General features: G+C 60.0%; 16 protein-coding genes. 10 read left to right on the top strand and 6 right to left on the bottom strand.

Features of this window, described 5'->3' with window-relative positions; all coding sequences use genetic code 11:
- Nucleotides 1-84 precede the first annotated feature (84 nt).
- From G6N74_RS28360 to G6N74_RS28345, 4 genes are all read right to left on the bottom strand, one after another.
- Entirely contained in the window at nucleotides 85-879 is a 795-nt protein-coding gene (locus tag G6N74_RS28360; protein WP_165121345.1) for a hypothetical protein, read from the bottom strand.
- A 45-nt stretch (nucleotides 880-924) separates the two neighbouring features.
- Nucleotides 925-2,193 carry an alpha/beta hydrolase gene (locus G6N74_RS28355; protein WP_165121344.1) on the bottom strand — a complete coding sequence of 423 codons (1,269 nt, stop codon included), beginning with the start codon at nucleotides 2,191-2,193 and terminating at the stop codon, nucleotides 925-927.
- Nucleotides 2,194-2,586: 393 nt separating this feature from the next.
- Complete coding sequence (locus tag G6N74_RS28350; RefSeq protein ID WP_281354046.1) at nucleotides 2,587-3,360, bottom strand: DUF2092 domain-containing protein; 774 nt, start codon at nucleotides 3,358-3,360, stop codon at nucleotides 2,587-2,589.
- 174 nt (nucleotides 3,361-3,534) lie between these two features.
- A complete protein-coding gene (locus tag G6N74_RS28345; protein WP_165121342.1) occupies nucleotides 3,535-4,131 on the bottom strand; it encodes a hypothetical protein in 597 nt (198 codons plus the stop codon).
- Between the two features lie 88 nt (nucleotides 4,132-4,219).
- On the opposite strand from G6N74_RS28345, the gene G6N74_RS28340 reads away from it, so the two are divergent.
- The 10 genes from G6N74_RS28340 (at nucleotide 4,220) to G6N74_RS28295 (ending at nucleotide 15,267) form a co-directional block, all read left to right on the top strand.
- Nucleotides 4,220-5,191, top strand: coding sequence for a helix-turn-helix transcriptional regulator (locus tag G6N74_RS28340; RefSeq protein ID WP_165121341.1), 972 nt, complete (start codon nucleotides 4,220-4,222; stop codon nucleotides 5,189-5,191).
- Between the two features lie 193 nt (nucleotides 5,192-5,384).
- The gene (locus tag G6N74_RS28335) at nucleotides 5,385-7,583 is read left to right on the top strand and encodes a DUF3604 domain-containing protein (RefSeq protein WP_205826908.1); all 2,199 of its coding nucleotides are present in this window, start codon (nucleotides 5,385-5,387) and stop codon (nucleotides 7,581-7,583) included.
- A gap of 29 nt (nucleotides 7,584-7,612) precedes the next feature.
- On the top strand, nucleotides 7,613-8,566 hold the full coding sequence (locus G6N74_RS28330) for a peptidylprolyl isomerase (RefSeq protein WP_165121339.1): 954 nt from the start codon (nucleotides 7,613-7,615) through the stop codon (nucleotides 8,564-8,566).
- Nucleotides 8,563-9,579, top strand: coding sequence for a HupE/UreJ family protein (locus G6N74_RS28325; protein ID WP_165121338.1), 1,017 nt, complete (start codon nucleotides 8,563-8,565; stop codon nucleotides 9,577-9,579). The genes G6N74_RS28330 and G6N74_RS28325 overlap by 4 nt, the downstream gene beginning before the upstream one ends.
- Before the next feature lie 17 nt (nucleotides 9,580-9,596).
- Nucleotides 9,597-10,205: a HupE/UreJ family protein gene (locus G6N74_RS28320; RefSeq protein WP_165121337.1), complete on the top strand. Its 609-nt coding sequence runs from the start codon at nucleotides 9,597-9,599 to the stop codon at nucleotides 10,203-10,205.
- Nucleotides 10,202-10,825, top strand: a complete 624-nt coding sequence (locus G6N74_RS28315; RefSeq protein ID WP_165121336.1) for a HupE/UreJ family protein — start codon at nucleotides 10,202-10,204, stop codon at nucleotides 10,823-10,825. Before G6N74_RS28320 ends, G6N74_RS28315 begins: the two co-directional genes overlap by 4 nt.
- A 198-nt stretch (nucleotides 10,826-11,023) precedes the next feature.
- Nucleotides 11,024-11,413, top strand: a complete 390-nt coding sequence (locus tag G6N74_RS28310) for a hypothetical protein (protein ID WP_165121335.1) — start codon at nucleotides 11,024-11,026, stop codon at nucleotides 11,411-11,413.
- A complete protein-coding gene (locus G6N74_RS28305; protein ID WP_165121334.1) occupies nucleotides 11,401-12,132 on the top strand; it encodes a hypothetical protein in 732 nt (243 codons plus the stop codon). The genes G6N74_RS28310 and G6N74_RS28305 overlap by 13 nt, the downstream gene beginning before the upstream one ends.
- 343 nt (nucleotides 12,133-12,475) lie before the next feature.
- Nucleotides 12,476-13,561, top strand: a complete 1,086-nt coding sequence (locus tag G6N74_RS28300; protein ID WP_165121333.1) for a hypothetical protein — start codon at nucleotides 12,476-12,478, stop codon at nucleotides 13,559-13,561.
- Between the two features lie 65 nt (nucleotides 13,562-13,626).
- Nucleotides 13,627-15,267, top strand: coding sequence for a hypothetical protein (locus tag G6N74_RS28295; RefSeq protein ID WP_165121332.1), 1,641 nt, complete (start codon nucleotides 13,627-13,629; stop codon nucleotides 15,265-15,267).
- A gap of 118 nt (nucleotides 15,268-15,385) precedes the next feature.
- Here the strand turns inward: G6N74_RS28295 and G6N74_RS28290 are convergent, their stop codons facing one another.
- Both G6N74_RS28290 and G6N74_RS28285 read right to left on the bottom strand, forming a co-directional pair.
- Nucleotides 15,386-16,231 carry a competence protein CoiA gene (locus tag G6N74_RS28290; protein ID WP_165121331.1) on the bottom strand — a complete coding sequence of 282 codons (846 nt, stop codon included), beginning with the start codon at nucleotides 16,229-16,231 and terminating at the stop codon, nucleotides 15,386-15,388.
- Nucleotides 16,209-16,625: a hypothetical protein gene (locus G6N74_RS28285; RefSeq protein ID WP_165121330.1), complete on the bottom strand. Its 417-nt coding sequence runs from the start codon at nucleotides 16,623-16,625 to the stop codon at nucleotides 16,209-16,211. Before G6N74_RS28285 ends, G6N74_RS28290 begins: the two co-directional genes overlap by 23 nt.
- Between the last annotated feature and the right edge of the window lie 298 nt (nucleotides 16,626-16,923).

The raw sequence follows: 16,923 nt of genomic DNA, 5'->3' as shown, positions 1-16,923 counted from the left end.
GTCTCGCTTCACCGATTGGCCAGTCCCGACCAAACTCGGCCGAAAGGCAAACGCGGAGTCGCAGCGATCTGGCGCTTTGCCGCCCTAAAATCGCACCACCATTCCGAGAATCGGACCCTGCTGGACGACATCGAAGACGAACCCGTCGTCGTTGCTGTAATCCACACCCAGGGCGCGGTAGCCCGCGACTGCCGAAATCTTGTCGTTGAACCGGTAGCCGACCGCCCCGGCAACGTCCCAGTCGATATCGGCTCCACCGGCACCAACAAGGCCCCACCCAGTCAAATAGATTTCGGGTGTGATCGCGTAATTTCCTCGAAGTCCCGCCACAGCATCCGCCCAGGACGCACCGTCACTTCGCGAGATGCCGTTGAGAATGCCGCCGCTGAAGGAGATGTCGGTGTCGACCGACCACACCCTGGCTCCGCCGACGACCTCAAGCCGTCCGGAAATGTCTTCTAGGAGCGCGTAGCCGGCCCCGATCAACCCGGCAAATGTTTCCGTGGATACCTCGACGCTTGAAGCAAGAATGCCTCTCGGCGTTCCGGTGGAGCCAGAGATCTTGGTGTACATGATGTCGCCGAAAATGCTGAAGCGATCGTAGCGTGCCTCGCCGATCGCCATGGCCCCAAAGTCCAGGTGGTCGAAGATGTTGCCGAAGCTCGCATCGACCTCGACCGGCGGCAGCCCGAACTGCCCGACATCCCCGGATATGCCCGCTGCCCAGAAATATGGGGCGACCGAGAACGTCCGGCCCTGCTCGGTCACGACCTGCCGGATTTCCGGTGTTACCGGCGAATACACGTCGGCAGCTTTGGCGCCACCGGCAAGCAGGAGGCCGCCAACGCATGCGAAAGTAGAAGCCGTTCCCAATTTCATAATTCCCTCCAGAAATTGCAGCATTGTTTTCCCTTGGTCCGCACGCTAACGGTCACATATCTTCGTCGAGGTGGTTTTCGCGGAACCGCAATCAACGCTGCCCGGCCTGCCCCTTGCCGGCCCGCCAGGCACAGTTGCGCCCAGCACTCCCACGTGGTTGGCAAAGTTGTCCCGTGTGTTCTGGTCGACCGCCGCGACGGGGGCGGCAATCGCCAGCCCGGCCGCGGTGCCGGCTGCATGCGCCACGCCTGCCGTGGCCGTCACGATATGGTCGCCCAGGCCCAGCCGGTTATCCGTCAACGCCTGACCGTCCGACAGACGCGTTCCAATAAGCTGAACAATCTCCGGGGACTCAGCAAACTTGCCGTGGTGGAGACTATCTCCAGTCTTGATCTTCGTAAGATCGATGACGGAGATGTCGTTGGCCGCGAGCTCGGTCTTGTATGGCTCCTGCTCCGGATCGATCGAACCCAGCCGGGCCACATCGCCCCAGACCCGCCGCGATACCGCTAACGCCCGATCGTCACGCGAGACGAAGAGTGTAAATTGTGGGCGCGGGGTTCCCATGTCGGCGATCTGCGACCGGAAAACGTCTACATCGACGTCGGGCGCGGCCAGCATGACGTTCTTGAATTTGGGCGGGAGACGGCCATTGCGGATCGCCATCTGCCGAAGAGACTCTAGCGCCAGCCAGTTTCCCATCGAGTGGGCCAGGACGGAAACTTCTTTGACGCCGGGATCGCGCGCCAGATACTGAAACAGGTTCTCCAATGCGTTGCGCGTGTAGTTGGTGCTTTCGCGGTCGTAGCCGTAGGCAAGCAAACTGCCCCGCGAGGGCCAGGTGACCAGCACGGGAATGCTGCGCGTCCCGGAATCGTGAACGATCTGGGCGAAACGGTAGACCGAATCCTCGAACCGGTTATTGAAACCGTGGATGAAAACAAGGACGCTGCGATCCGAACTCTGTGAAACGGACGTCTTGAGCCAATTTTCGGCCCTATCCCGAGAGACTTCCTCAGCCCGCAGGGTTGCGAAATCGGTTGTAGGATTCGAGGGCAGTTTCTTTGGCCAAGCGACCTCGCCGACTTTGCGGACATCGTCTGGAGGAATCGACACGGTGATCTCCGCGAAGGACGGTGTCATTCCGCGTTCCCCGGCGAACATCTCGCCGGGTTTCGAAGCCCGGCCGCGAGTTGTGGCGACCAGCATCTCGACCCTGCTGGTGGACGGCGAGGTGTCGGCTACTGGCGACAGGACACCGGTCGGGCGGCTGGCGCAGCCCTCCAGAAGAGCGAGCAGGACAACAGTCGCCAAAATTCTTTCGGCGCGTCCAGCAAGGGAAGCCAAACCAACGTGCTCGAGAGAGTTTCGGGAGCGGCTGCTAGTCCACATAGACGACGACGTATCTTGACCCGGAGGATTGATAGTAGGTCCCGCCGCATCGCCAAACCAATGTGCTGTAGACGGTTACCCGTGCGCAGCCCGCAGGGAGCGCGCTTATGTAGATTGCTGACCGACGAACAGTCCGCCGGGTTGTGCGGCGGGCCACGCCAGCGACGCTGCCCGGAGTGGCAGGCCGCCCTATTCTTGCATTGGCTTCCGATAGCAATGAATGGTTCGTCACGACCGCCGCCGGATCGACCTGAAGGAAAGTCAATAGCGACAGGGCAAGGACCATGCCTTTGCGAAGCGTAAGACTCATCACCGTCACTCCTTGGTCAGGTCGATTTCGCCGATCTCGTCGACGGAAAACGTCTCGAGCTTTTTGGCATCCTTTGAAGGTTTGAAGACGAAGCCGGAGTCATCGATCGACGGCGCGGTGTTCCAGTTTCTGAACTCGATGGAATATTCGGGAGAGGCTGTAACCCACTTGCTGGTGATGACATATTTGAGCGGCAAAGGTTTTTCGCCGTCGGTCACCCAAAGCTGCCAGTCGACTTCCTTGCCTCGGAAAGCGAGATGGTGGACCTGAACGTCGTCGAGAAACGCCATGCCGACATGCATGCCGCTGGCTGTATCCGTTTCAGCGTGCTGCAAGGGCTTCTCGGACAGAAGGTCGGCTCCGGGTGCATCGAAACCAACATCGTTGCGAAGGGCATCGACAGCTTGGTCGATGGTGGCGGCGGGCAGTTGGAAGAACGCATTCGCTTTTTTGCCGTAGAGGGTAAGCGCGCTGCCATCAAGGATCAGTTCCAGATCGGCGATCGCGCCTTTGCGCGAGGCGTGGAGCTTGTTCGGCCTTTGCACCTTTATTTCACCCGAGCTTGCGAACTGAAGCTTCTGCCCGTCGTAGGACACGACCTCCGTCTCCAAGTCGTAGTCGACTGAGAAGCGTTCGAGCGAACCAAGATACTCCGACATCGCGCCAAGAACCTTGGCGGCGTCTGCCTCGACTTCAGCCTGTGCGAAGGCCTTTTGGACTGATAAGGAAGCCAGAAACAGAGCGATTAAAATTCCAGCTTTACCGATATGACATCTCATTACTGCCTCCAGATGACTTCTGTTTCAAAGGTTGGCGCATTTGGCTTCGATGCAGGCTAGCCGCATCAAGATCTCTTTCTTCAACAAAGCCGGCCCATCCTCTTCGAGCGACCGTCGGAGCGATCTACTCCACCAGTCCAAGATGAACTGCACCCGCCGGTTGCCGCCGACGGTTCATCTCCCAGCGAACGCGAATGATGGCGTCCGTTCCGCTTGATCGGTCTTTGCCAAGGCCGCCCGCACGTTCGCAATTTCTTCCGGGTCTCCGTAGAAACGCAGCAGCCCGGTTATTTCGGCGGTCCCAGAATCCAGCTTCCGGTCCACCAGTTCCCGAATGACCTTCTCTTCAGTTACGATCACAAGATCGCCATCCCGGGGTCCCCCGGCATGGCTTTGCACGGTCAGACCATCAGGGCCGACCTCAAGGCGCGTCCACATGACCTGTGGTATCAAGACGACCGAGATGGCCATGCCGGTTTCTGCCGGGAGCGAGTCAGCAAGGTTGACACCGAGCTTCTTCACCACCGAGGCGGCACGATAGAAGGCGAATGATCCCGCCCCATCGGCGCGACCCCGCCGGGGTATCAGGAAGCCTGCATCCTCGGCCCGCCAGACTGCCGCGAGCACATGGACCGCATCGGGATATTTCAAATTGAGCGTACCCAATGCGATAGCCTGCGGATTTTCGAAGCCGCATGCGTGAGTCACGGCTGATTGCACCACTCCAGCGACGACAAAATACGCAGCGAAAATCAAGGAACGCATCTTCATTATTTCGATTTCCCATGTCTTTCAAGTTTATCGCATCTTGCTATAGTGCGCGTACTGCGTCTTGCCATTTGATGCCAAGTTATTTCGAATGTTAAACACTGAGCCCTCGATCAAGATCAGAAGTTTCCTGCAGGTCGCGCCGTATCTCGCAAAGCGAGGCATATCTTCGATCGAGTTTTTCCAGCGTCTTGGCATCTCCCCGAATATCTTTCAGGATCCGGACGTCTATCTGCCGCGCGCGCTATGCTTTCATATCGCCAACGAAATGGTGGCGGCAACGCAGGATCCGTTTGGCGGGGCGCATGTCGGACATATGACCGAACTGCGTTCACTCGGCATGTGGGGGAAGTCGATCCTGCGGTCGGTGGACGTGGCTCATGCCTGCGAGCTTGCTGCGACCAACGTCTCGATGCTCCATCAGGGGTCGAATGTCCACTTCATCACGGAAGGCCGGACTGCCCGAATCGTCTACCGCTTCACAGGCCGGTACGAGATGGATCCCATGCAGTTCATCTACGGAAGTCTTGCGGTTCTGCGCAAGGTGCCGCTGATGACCGGCGAGCCCGCCGCGATACGAGTGCATCTCACTACCTCAAGGTCGCGGGGTGACGATACGCTCGAGGAATGCCTTGGGCCGAACATCGAAATGGGATGCGAGCACGACATGATCGAATTTGATCGCGCGTTGCTCGACATGCCTCTCGGGGTTCAAACGGACGAGGCTTCGAAGGTGACGGAAGCACTGCGGTCGGCGGTTGACGCGGCAGGCCTGCTGATCGAGCGGCTCTCGGATCACCGGCAGCCCAAGTTAAGAGCCATAGCAAAAAGAATGGGGATGTCGGCGCGCACCCTTCAGCGACGTCTCAAATATTGCGGTATCGATTTCGAGGACCTGCTTGACGAGACACGTCGCAGCGAGGCGCTGCGGCTGATCTCCGAAGGCGAGCACACAATGACTGATATCGCCTACAGGATCGGCTACAGCGACCCTGCGCATTTCACGCGCGCCTTCAGGCGCTGGACGGGAGCGGCACCATCTCGCTTCCCGACGGACTTGTAACAATGATCAGGCACATATTGCTCAGCGTCGAAGGAGGCTGGCGGCACGATGTGGCACGAAATGGCAAGACCAACCGGCCAAACCAAACTAGCATCGTAGAAGATTTTCTCGGCGGAAATAGAAAAGCGCGAAGAACGTCGATTTTTGGAGGAGCGAGATGATGCGGGGACTGTCAAATTGCGTTGTGTCACCGATGGTGCGGGCAAGCGCCTCGGCAGTGGCTTCGGTTCTGATAGTTGGTTCGGCGCAAGCCCAGGACAGGAATGCCTATTTCGGGCAGACCCACCAGCATACCAGTTGGTCGCTGGATGCCTACATTCTCGGCAACACGGTGACCGGGCCAGAAGAGGCATACCAGTATTCGATGGGACAGCCGATCAAGCATCCCGCCGGCTATGACGTCAAAATCAAGACGCCGCTCGATTTTCAGGGGGTCACGGATCACTCTGAATATGTGGGAGTCGTGAGGCTGGCGAACGATCCGAATTCGCCACTCAGCAAGCTTCCAGTCGCGCAAAAGCTCAAAGTGACAAAGGACAATACGGCAGTAAAGATATTCCAGTGGCTGGCCGGCAGCATAGCTCACAGCCAGCCTATCACAGAGCTGCTGGATCCCTCGATCATGAACTCGGTCTGGAAGCAGAATAACGAGATCGCGGACAAATATTACAAACCGGGCGAGTTCACGACGTTCTGCTCATATGAATGGACGTCGATGCCGCAAAGCCAGAATATGCATCGAAACGTGTTCTTCAAGGACTGCGCGAAAGTTCCTGAAGCGCCGTTCAGCGCGATCGATTCCGACCATCCCGAGGATCTCTGGAACTGGATGGATGGCCAGAGGAAGGCAGGCAACGAAGCCCTGGCAATATCGCACAACGCAAACCTCTCCAACGGCATCATGTTTCCGATCGAGGTTGACAGCAAGGGCAATCCGATAGACGCGGCTTGGGCGCAACAGCGGATGACCAACGAACCGCTGACCGAGATCAAGCAGGTCAAGGGTACATCCGAAACGCATCCCGATCTGTCGCCTAACGACGAATTCGCAGGCTTTGAGATCATGAGCTATCTGATCGGCATCGATAACAGCTTTTCGAAGCTGAACGGAAGCTATACCCGGCAGGCCTATCAGAACGGATTGGCGATGCAGGACACGCGCGGCTACAATCCGTACAAATTCGGCGTTGTAGGCGCTGGCGACTCGCACAACACGGCAACGGCCTATTCGCAATCGGACTACTTTGGCGACCATGCATTGGTCGACGCCACACCGGAGGTCCGGTTGTCCGGTGTCGTCGCTTCCGGCATGGATGTCCTGCAAACGGGCACATCCGGCCTGGGCGGTGTGTGGGCAGAGGAAAATACGCGCGAATCCATCTTCGCCGCCATGCAGCGCCGAGAAGTGTTCGGTACTAGCGGGGTGCGGCTCAAGCTGCGTCTCTTCGGAGGATGGGGCTACGACAAGGGCATGCTGTCGCAACCGGACTGGGTGAAGACCGCTTATGCGGGCGGCGTTCCCATGGGCGGCGATCTCACCCAGGCTGAAGGCAAGGTGCCGTCATTCGTGGTCTGGGCGATGAAGGACCCGGTCGACGGAAACCTCGATCGTATCCAGATAATCAAGGGATGGACCAAGGACGGACAGATATTCGAGAAGATCTTTGACGTCGCTTGGTCTGGCGAACGTCAACCCGATCCCGCCATGGGCGAACTTCCGCCCGTCGGCAGCACGGTCGACATCACCAAGGCGACCTACACCAATGACATTGGCGCCGTGGAGCTGAAGGCCGTCTGGACCGATCCCGAATTCGACGCCAGCCAGCACGCATTTTACTATGCGCGCGCCCTTCAGATACCGACCCCTCGCTGGAGCACCTATGACGCGGCAAAGTTGGGCATAGTTCCGCCCGGCAACGCGCCCGCAACGATCCAGGAGCGCGCTTGGAGCACGCCGATCTGGTACACGCCGACGGAGGCAGAAGCCGCAAAGGCCGAGTCCGGCTTGACGGTTGCGGACCTGCTCAAGAACGGAGCGACGGCGCTTGGCGACGATGATCTCAAGCAGCTCGTCGTCGGCAAGAATCTGACGGTTCGCAATAACGTGACCGGTCAGACGGCGAACGTGCTGTTCGGTGTGGACGGCAAGCGCATCATCACTGAACTCGACGGCTCTCAGGCGAAGGGTGGCGATCTGTTGCAGGTGATGCACAGTGTTTCCAACTCTTCGGCAGGTTACGAGATCAAGGATGGGCATATCGTCACGACCATAGAAGGCACCCCGTTCGAACTGACGGTCTATCATTCCGGTGACAAATACGTGGCGGCGCGAAGTAATGAGTTCGGCTATGCAAATTACGAGGTGGAAGCTCTGGAGGGGGAACCGAAGTAACGCCTCAGTCAGAACCTGCCGAAGCGAAAATGACACAGTATACGACTACCGAGGAGAGTCCCGGGAAGTGGTGGCGTGGGCTGCTTGGCGAGCCGCTCGTCCACTTCTTAGCTGCCGGTGCGATCCTGTTCGGCGCGAACTGGCTCTTCAACGAGGAACCGGAGATTGCAGTCGAAGGGCAGCAAATCGAGATCAGCGCAAACGATGTCCGCCAGATGGTTGTCGCGTGGCTCGCGCAAGGGCGGCCGCCGCTGACCCGGGATCAGTTGCAGAGCCTTATCGATCAGAAGATCGCCGAAGAGGTGCTGTTCCGCGAGGGAATGGCCCTCGGCCTCGATCGCAACGACGAGATCATCAAACGTCGGGTTGCGCAGAAGATGGATTTCCTGGCGGCCGATGTCGCCGCCATGCAGGAGCCCGAGAAGGCGGAACTGGTCAAGTGGTTCTCCGAGAATTCTGACCGCTTTGCGCTTCCACCGCGCGCGAGCTTTCGGCAGCTCTATTTTTCTCCGGACAGACGTGGCTCCGCCGCGCGCAGTGGTGCCGAGGCAGCGCTTCAGGTTATTGCGGGCAAACGCGCCGATTCTCCGGAGGTCGCTGCGCTGGCCGACCCGTTCATCCTGCGCACCTATTACAGAAATAGCACGCCTGACCAGATGCTGAAGGAGTTCGGCCCCGGGTTTGCAGCAGAACTTTTCAAGCTCGATCCTGCCGGGTGGCGCGGTCCAATTCAGTCGGGTTACGGCTGGCACCTCGTCTGGATAGACACGATGGAACCGGGTCGAACTCCTGCCTTCGAGGAGGTGGAGACCGACGTGAGAGCGGCCTGGCACGATGCCCGCTATCAGGAGGTTAAACGCGTCGCACTAGGCGAGATGCGTTCGCGCTACACGGTGGTCGTGGTTCCGCTCGACACGGTCAACCTCAGCGACCTGAGGAGCCCGAACCCGACAAACCTTCCTTTGGCACCTGTCTCGCAATGAGCCATGCCAGCGGATCCTGTAGAACTGGGGTATTGCTGCTTGGCTTTCTAATCTCGTTCCTTGCTGCGTGCGTCTGCGTGTCAGCGCACGAGATCAGGCCCGCCTATCTCCAGATCGATCAGATCGGGCAAAACCGCTTCAACGTGCTTTGGCGCACACCCATCCTGTCCGGCATGCGGCTACCCGTCCTGCTGAAATTTTCCGATGGCATCAAGCCGGTGACCGAGCAGATGGAGCGTGAACTGTCCGACTCGGTGATCGAACGGAACGTGATTGAATCTCCCGGCGAACTTGCCGGTCAGCGCATCGACTTCGTGGGCTTGCAGGCGACGATCACCGATGTTCTCGTTCGGGTATCCTGGCTCGACGGCCGGAAAGCCACTGAGTTCGTCAGGCCCGCGCAGCCGTGGATTGAGCTTTCTGACCGCCAGGCCGCCTGGCAGCTCGCCAAGACCTACACCACGCTGGGCATCGAGCACATCCTGATGGGCTTCGATCATCTGCTCTTTGTCGTCGGTCTGATGATCATCGTGAGCTCGACCCGTTCTTTGATCAAGACTATCACCGCCTTCACCGTCGCCCACAGCATTACGCTGGGGCTCGCTACGCTCGGTTATGCTTGGGTCCCCGCCGATCCGCTCAATGCCGCCATCGCGCTTTCGATCCTGTTTCTGGGCGTTGAAGTCGTGCGGCTGTGGCGGGGTCAGACCAGCTTCACGCTGCGCCATCCCTGGATCGTGGCCTTCGCCTTCGGCCTTCTTCACGGATTCGGCTTCGCCAGCGGACTGACCGCCGTGGGATTGCCCAGCAGCGACATTCCTTTGGCGCTGCTGGCGTTCAACATTGGGGTGGAGATCGGCCAGTTGGCCTTTGTCCTGCTCATTCTGCTGCTTCATCGCGCATTGCGGGCCCTCCAGTTCGACCCGCCAAGGTGGGCCAGCTATGCGCCCGGATATCTGGTCGGATCGCTGGGGGCGTTCTGGACGATCGAGCGCACGCTCATGCTGTTCTAGAGCCGAAAGAGGGATCAATGGCAAAGCTTCACGTCTTCCGTCTTCTGCTCGCAACGGGCATCTGCGCGGCGGTTGTCCAGTTTCCCGAAGCGGCCTTTGCTCATGTGGAGGGAGAGGCGGTCAGCGGCTTCTTCTCCGGATTGAGCCATCCGATCGGCGGATGGGACCATATCCTGGCCATGATCGCAGTGGGACTATGGGGAGCGCTCCTCGGCCCACCAGCGCTGTGGATCCTTCCGATAGCATTCCCGATTGCCATGGCGGCGGGCGGGATGCTCGGTCTGCTCGGTATTCCTGTGCCTTGGGTCGAGATCGGCATCGCAGTCTCCTCGATCGTCCTCGGCCTTCTCATCCTCACGAACATGCGACTGAGCTTGGCAGTCGCAATCCCGCTGGTGATGATCTTTGCGCTATTCCACGGCCACGCGCATGGAACCGAACTTTCACCCCGCGCCGACGCCGTGCTCTACAGCCTGGGTTTCGTTGTCGCCACGGGCCTGCTGCACGCGCTGGGAATTGGGGTAGGAGCCGTAGACAAGCTACCAATGGGTAGAACCGCGCTACGCGCCCTGGGTGGCGGTGTTCTGCTCGGTGGGACGTATTTTCTGATCGGCGCTTTTGCATGAGACGAAGCGCTACTGGCGTTCTCCTGGCTGTGGCGCTTTGCGCGCCCACGCCATCGCATGCTCATCTCGTCAATTCCGGGCTCGGGCCATTTTATGATGGCGCGCTGCACCTCATGCTGACCCCAATGGACCTCGTCGGGCTGGTGACGCTGAGCCTGTTTGCAGCATCGCAAGGCGCAGAAGCTGGCCGACTGCTGGTAATCGTCACCCCGATTGCCTGGTTTTTGGCTGGAGCTATCGGGGTGCATTCCCAGATGACCGGGTCGTTCGCCATCGCCATCGCCAACGCCGGTACGCTTGTCCTACTTGGCGGATCCGTAGCACTCGAGCTGAAAACCTCGTCGACTGTTGCCGCGGTCGCAGCGGCGGTTTTCGGCGGTTTGCTGGGTTTTCAGAGCGGCGTGGAACTGCGGGCTGCCGATGCCGATGCCGATTGGGTTGCCTTGATCGGCACGGTTGCCGCCGTCCTGGCGGTAACCGTTTTGGTCTCCGCGCTGATCATCTCATATACCGCCTTCTCCTTCCGCGTGGTGCAGCGAGTCCTTGGCAGCTGGGCAGCGGCAACGGGCCTGCTGTCACTCGGATGGATTGTAGGGTCAGGCGGAAATTTAGCTGGCTGATCGCTTCTCGGGCAACCACGATCTCCAGCATAATGGCGGCTGTCTGCTTTCGGGAGCAGCAAAGCCGACCTCTACGGCCGACATCCGGCGCTAAGCGGTCATCCGCGGCACGAAGAACGAAGGTCGCCATCGGGTCACAACTTCTCGACCGTCGACCGTCGGTGAAGGTCCGAGAAAGATGGAAGACTGTCCTTTGAGTTGAAACCCTACACCGTCGCACAGTTCAAGAACATGGCTGGCCGTGCAGGGCGGCTTGGCTATGAGACACAAGGCAAAGCCGTCGCGCTTGCTGACACCTCGTTCGAACGCGACGCGAAGTTTAGGGACTATGTGCTGGCACCACCGGAGCCCATCCGGTCATCGTTCGATCCCCGCAACCCGGCGACCTGGGTAATCCGGCTGTTCGCGCAGGTGCGCAAAGTACCGCGTGACGGCGTGATCGATCTTGTGTGCAACACCTTCGGCGGCTTTCTGGCCAACTTGCGTAATCCAAGCTGGGCACATCCATGCTGCCGACCCTGGATCGCCTTCTTGACCGCATGGTCCGCGACCAGTTGGTCGCGGATGAGGGCGGAATGCTTTCGCTGACCATGTTGGGAAAGGCGTGTGGAGAGTCACCGCTACGGCTCGAATCGGCGATGCGCCTTGTAGAGCTCGTCCGTCGGATGTCGCCATCAGACCAGAACGGCCTTTCGCTCCTAGCGGTCCTGCAAGCGCTGCCTGAACGCGATGAAAATTATACGCCACAGATGCGCGGTGGCGAGGCGCGCTGGCATAGTGAAGCCGTGGAACGGTTTGGCTATGACCTCACCGATCTCCTGCGCCATAACGCAGAAGACAACCGCGCCTATTATGGACGCTGCAAGCGCGCCGCGATTATCGACGCCTGGCTAGGGGGTGTCCCGATGGCGGAGATCGAGCGCACATATACTCTCAATCCGTTTGCTCCTGTGCGTCATGGCGATGTGGTAGGCATGGCCGATGGAACTCGCTTCCTGCTGGAATCTGCTCGGCGTATCGCCGAGATCGTGGTGCCGGATCCAGAGAAATGGAGCGGCACCGAAGTCGTGCTTCGGCGGCTTGAGGAGGGACTTCCGGAAGCAGGGCTCGTCTTTAGCGGACGCCCTCTGTTTCTCCGTCGCGGTGAAATATGCGGACTTTTAGACGCGGGCGTGACGTCGGGAGAAGCGCTAGCCACGCTGTCCAAGGAAGATCTTAGCGCGGCCATCGGACGACGGGGCGATGCGATCTATCTGCGGCTGCATCCCGATGCGCTTCCAGCCCCCGAAACCGAGCCCGCCGAATGAAATGCGACCAGGAGAATCGTCACCATGCTGAATCGCGAAGCGTGGAGCTCAAAGTCGCATGAAATTGCAGAGCGGAACGGGAAGTTCTAACCAAAAGCTGCCTCGCAAAGCTGGGATGCGGCCCGCAGCTTTTGCGCCTCGATCTCGCCATTCGGCAAACCTTAACCAGTTCCGGAAAGCGGTCATTCGCCTGCGTTCATGCCGACGGAAATTGTGCGCCAGATCCGAGCGGATCATCGATCTTCATCGCCTTCGCGATGTCAGTTTGAAGACGCGGACGATGGTATCCGGGCCGGACGCGGTTTAGAGACCTCGGTGAACACAGGATAATCAGGGTTACTTTATGGCGAAGGAGGATCAGACGTTGCTCGGAACCTTCGGCATGGAGTGGTGGGAGATCGCCGCCGCGACCGAAAAGGCCCAGTCATTGCTTGGGGACGACGCCACGATCCGGGGCATGAACGAATTTACCGGCACCTGCCCGGCTGCCGACAAACGTAGGGGCGTCGCCATTCGCGGCATAAGCGCATTGCTTGGCGACGCCGGAACCGCATCGATGATCTACCTCCTCCAGGAAGATCCGTCCAAACTGGACTCTTGGGAGGCGCTGCTCGACCGCGTCCTCGTCCATCCTCCCTGCTATCGCGATCTGGCCGATTGGTGGCTCTTCTTTACGGCGCTCGATGCCGCGACGGGCTTCCAGCTCGAGCGTTGCACAGCGAGCAAGCGGGAGGCTCGCCTGACCGGCCACCTTCTCGAGGCGCTCGCCGCTCAAGGAAAGGTCTGGTCGGAGGCGATCGCAGCGCCCATCACCCGCACGGGTGCCGTGCTTGCCATCAGCGAGATCGATCTCGAGATCGGAGGAGGCGAGCAGTCCACCGGCGGGGACTTTGGCCTCATCCTGGACTTCGATGGCAGCACCGTACAGCCGGGTGCAAGAAAGCAGTCGGATGAGCGCCGCATCGTTCCACTCATCTTTCAGGCTAAGCGTTACGCACGTCCGACCGCGGATGTATCGCAAACCAATTTCACCCGGGGCGCGCAACGGACCATCCTCGCCAGCAACAGCTGCGCTTCCGCCTACATCTTCTACGAAAATCTCGGTGATGCGACGACGCCGTTTCCCCAGCTCGTCAAACCCGTGGAGACCGTACCGTATGCAACGACCACGGACGTTCTGGAAGACAGCCTCGATTTCGCGACATACCTGCTGCGCGCTGCGACAAACCCCGTCTGCGCGCCCAGGGCTAACTCGGCCGACGATGCGCTCCGGATGATCTTCTCCAAGGCGGCACTCAGCGACCTGTCCGCGTTGGTCGTGGTGTCGAGCGACCCGGGCGCCACCAACCGCTATCGGTCAAGCCTCTCACTGCTCAAACACATGCTTCGTCATCACGGCGACGAGGAGGAGCATGTCGACCAAAGCTAGCCCGGAAGATGCTTTCAGGCAGGCGACTGTAAGTCGTGACACTTTACCAGAATAGGAGAGGTAAATTGTCGCCGATGAGGATGGGCGTGCCGAATGCGCCGCCGATCGAAACCGGCGACGCGGGTATCGCCGCTTTCCGCGAAGGTGTGAAGCTGTACGAAGTGACGCTGGGCAATCGGTGGAGCCGCGAATTCCACTGCAAGGAGATGGCGCGCTGGCAGAAACTCTACGCGACTCTGGCGAGGAAAAGGGCAGCAAATAGCGCCGCAGCCGCACATTTCTCGCATCTGTCAGCCCTTTGTGGCGAGCTGCTCCTGGAATATGGCCTAGAGCCGATCCAGAAAAAGCGGGTGCCAAAGGCGGTTGCCGCGATCCCGCTAACCTATCCAGACTTTTCCGACGACATCACGCATCGGATCCATTTTCTCAAAGGACCAGGCATCAGGCGCCAACGCGCTGTAGAGCTCGCGACGCATGCGCCCGCTGTCTACAAGCAGACCTCCGACCGGGGACGTGTCCTCGTATCCGTCGGCGTCCCGAAAGCCAACGTCCGGCTCTTCGAGCGGCTTGTGGAGGCGATCGGCGACCTCGCGCAAGGCGACTATGCGGCTGCGGGGTTCGACATAGGCTTTGTCATGAGGCCCGAGGGCATCCCGCAGGAGCAGTCGTGGACCGCCAACCCACTTGATCCCGTACTGCCGATCGCGCGCATCTGGGAGGATAACCAGAGGGCCAGGGGATATAGCTGGCAGGCCCGCGGGCTCGGCGATCAATGGCATGGATTGGATGGAAAGGGACTCCCCGAGGATATTCCTGACATCACCGGCATACCCTGGGATCCGGACCCTCTTTGGCAACGCGTGCTCGAGCTCACAGAGTCGGACCGGCTCCACGAGGCGCTAGCGTTGGTGGAGGCCATCCCCGGGCATGAGCGAGAGCCGGCCTTTGACGAGGTGATCTATCTGCGGTTCCTGACGAACACCCCGCTTCGCGCCGACGATATTCGGCTGCTCGCGCGCAAACATGTCGAGCGCTCCCTGATCGCGGGACGGCTGCTGGACGAATTCGAGGCGTTCCTTGGCCATCTCGACGCGCAGTTCGCGCTGGAGCCACCACTCCTCGAGGAGATGACGCGCCTGCAGCCCGACTTTGGTTCAACGATGATGCCGCCGATGCCGCCTGCTTCCGACTGGGCCGCCTACCGTCGTTACAGAGCCGGCTTTACGACGCCCTCGGGGCAGAGGGGCAGGATCTTCTCGATCAACATCGGCGTGGCCGACACGGGAGCTTCTGAATTTTTCGCCTCCGCCATGGTCGCGGCCGAGGAGTCGTTCAGACGCGAGCGCTCGATTCTGGAGATCGGGAAAGGCTGGATTTCCGAAGTGGCACTGTTCGACCTTGTGCGCTCTATCTGGCCATCCGCCATCCATCAGTGGCGACCAGCCTTCCTCGGGATGCAATCGATCGACATCCACGTGCCGGAGCTCCGCCTCGCCATCGAGTATCAGGGACAGCAGTACTATGACCCGATAGGACTTTTCGGTGGTGGGAAAGGTTTGACGCTCACAAAAGCCCGGGACGAGAAGAAGCGGATGCTGCTGGCGCACCACGGAGTGCGCCTTCTCGAATGGCGCTTCGATGTCCAAATCAACAGGGCCGCCCTCGTCGATCGGCTCGCGGGAATAGCGATCTTGGTTCCCGATTAGAGAGCGAGCGCCTTTTGCCGGTGCCGGCTGTAATTTCTTCGACGGAGAAGGTATCGGGGATGCCACGCACCTATCGTGGAGAAGGAGCTGCCGAAGCAGATCGCGGACGCGTTCGAGGCTACGTTCGGTCGGAAGTGGCCGGAATGGGCAAGACCCTGACCGCAACGGCTCGTGCGTCGGCCTTCGCCATCACGTCGCGGACGAACCTGCGCTTGCACACCCAGTAGATGCACGGAAGGAGGGACTCGTCATAGGTCTCGAGCCGGGCCATGAAGTCACCCCCGAGGTCGATGTAGACCGGACAGGTCGCATCCAGCCATGTCCGGCGCGGGCGGACCCAGTCGTATTGATGATGCCCTCGATAGGATTCGATCACCTGCTGCCTGATCTCGTGCATGAAGAGCCAGGTCCCGCCCCGGGCGCGCGCCTTCGTCGCCTCCGGGTTCTCGAGCCTGCACTCGGAAAGCCGGACGCACATCCCGACGATCGTCCCGTGCATGTGCCGCTCGGCTTTCTCCCACACGAGGTCCTGGCCCAGCTCGGACTCCGGAGCCGGAAGTTCGTGATAGACGTCGAAGTTCTGCTTGAAGACGCTACCGTCGACCACCCACACCAGGTTCCCGTAGAAGGCTTCTCGCGATAGCCGTTCCGCATCCGTCATCGCCGAGTGCTGCACCTCGATAACGATCCCGGACGGGGTCTTTATGTCGGCGCGGTGGATTTCCCCGTCGGGCGCCACATGAGAGATCTCCCTGCATTTCTCGGGAAACCTGTTCTTCCATTCACGGTGCCACGGCGTCTCGTTCTCCCACCATGGATCGCAGTTCCTGCGGCCAAAATGCGCCCAGTGATGCATGATGCGCGGACCGCACTTGGAAATCATCGCCGATCCGCACGTCGGACAGTCTCCCCTGCCGCCCGGAAAGGATTCGCGCCGTTCTTTATCGACCAGGGCGTATTGCATGGCGGCTACTTCCCAAGGGTTCCAGCGTTTCAGCGACAAAGCCCCAGCCGTCCTGCGTGACTACGAAGTCCTGCGCGCTCTCGTCGACGGTCAGGTAGCCCTTCTTGACGAGCGCACCCGCGACCCAGACATCCGGCCGGAAATAGGTCCCGTGCATCTCGATGCCGCGCAGCGGGATGCGTCCGCCGGAGAAAACGAGGTAGGCGATGAACAGCGCCCGCGTGCGCGGCGTGTCCCTATTCGAGTCATTGTTGTCCTGACCCCAATTGCCGTAGTCGGCGAGGTCTTCGTAGGGGAATTGGTTGAAACTCTTCGCCGAAGAGGGCTTGCCGTCGATGGCGACCGCCAGCGCGTCGATGATCCTCTTCGCGGTGTCCTTCTCGATGTCCATCATGCCTTGCCACCCGTTGTCGCCGACGCCGGCGAGTCTCGATGTAGCACAGCATGGCGGCATCCCGAATGCTGACCGTCTCCGCAAGGTGTGGCCGCGTTGAGCGACCGCCTTCTGTCGCCTCCATTCCAGAAACAATCGGTCAGCAAGCGGCCCAACCGAGACCTTCTATGGCGCTGCTGATCGCTGTTCCTTGGGGAGCGAAACTGGCTTCCAGGGTCGGTAGCAAAGCCGCCTTCGGGTTCGATGTTCACGACCCGTGCTTCGAAAGTCGCATAAGATGCAGCGTGGAACGCCCTTA

Origin of the sequence: Mesorhizobium zhangyense (assembly GCF_011045115.1) — a bacterium.
Taxonomy (GTDB): Bacteria; Pseudomonadota; Alphaproteobacteria; order Rhizobiales; family Rhizobiaceae; genus Mesorhizobium_M; species Mesorhizobium_M zhangyense.
This window is presented reverse-complemented; position numbering and strand designations above follow the sequence as displayed.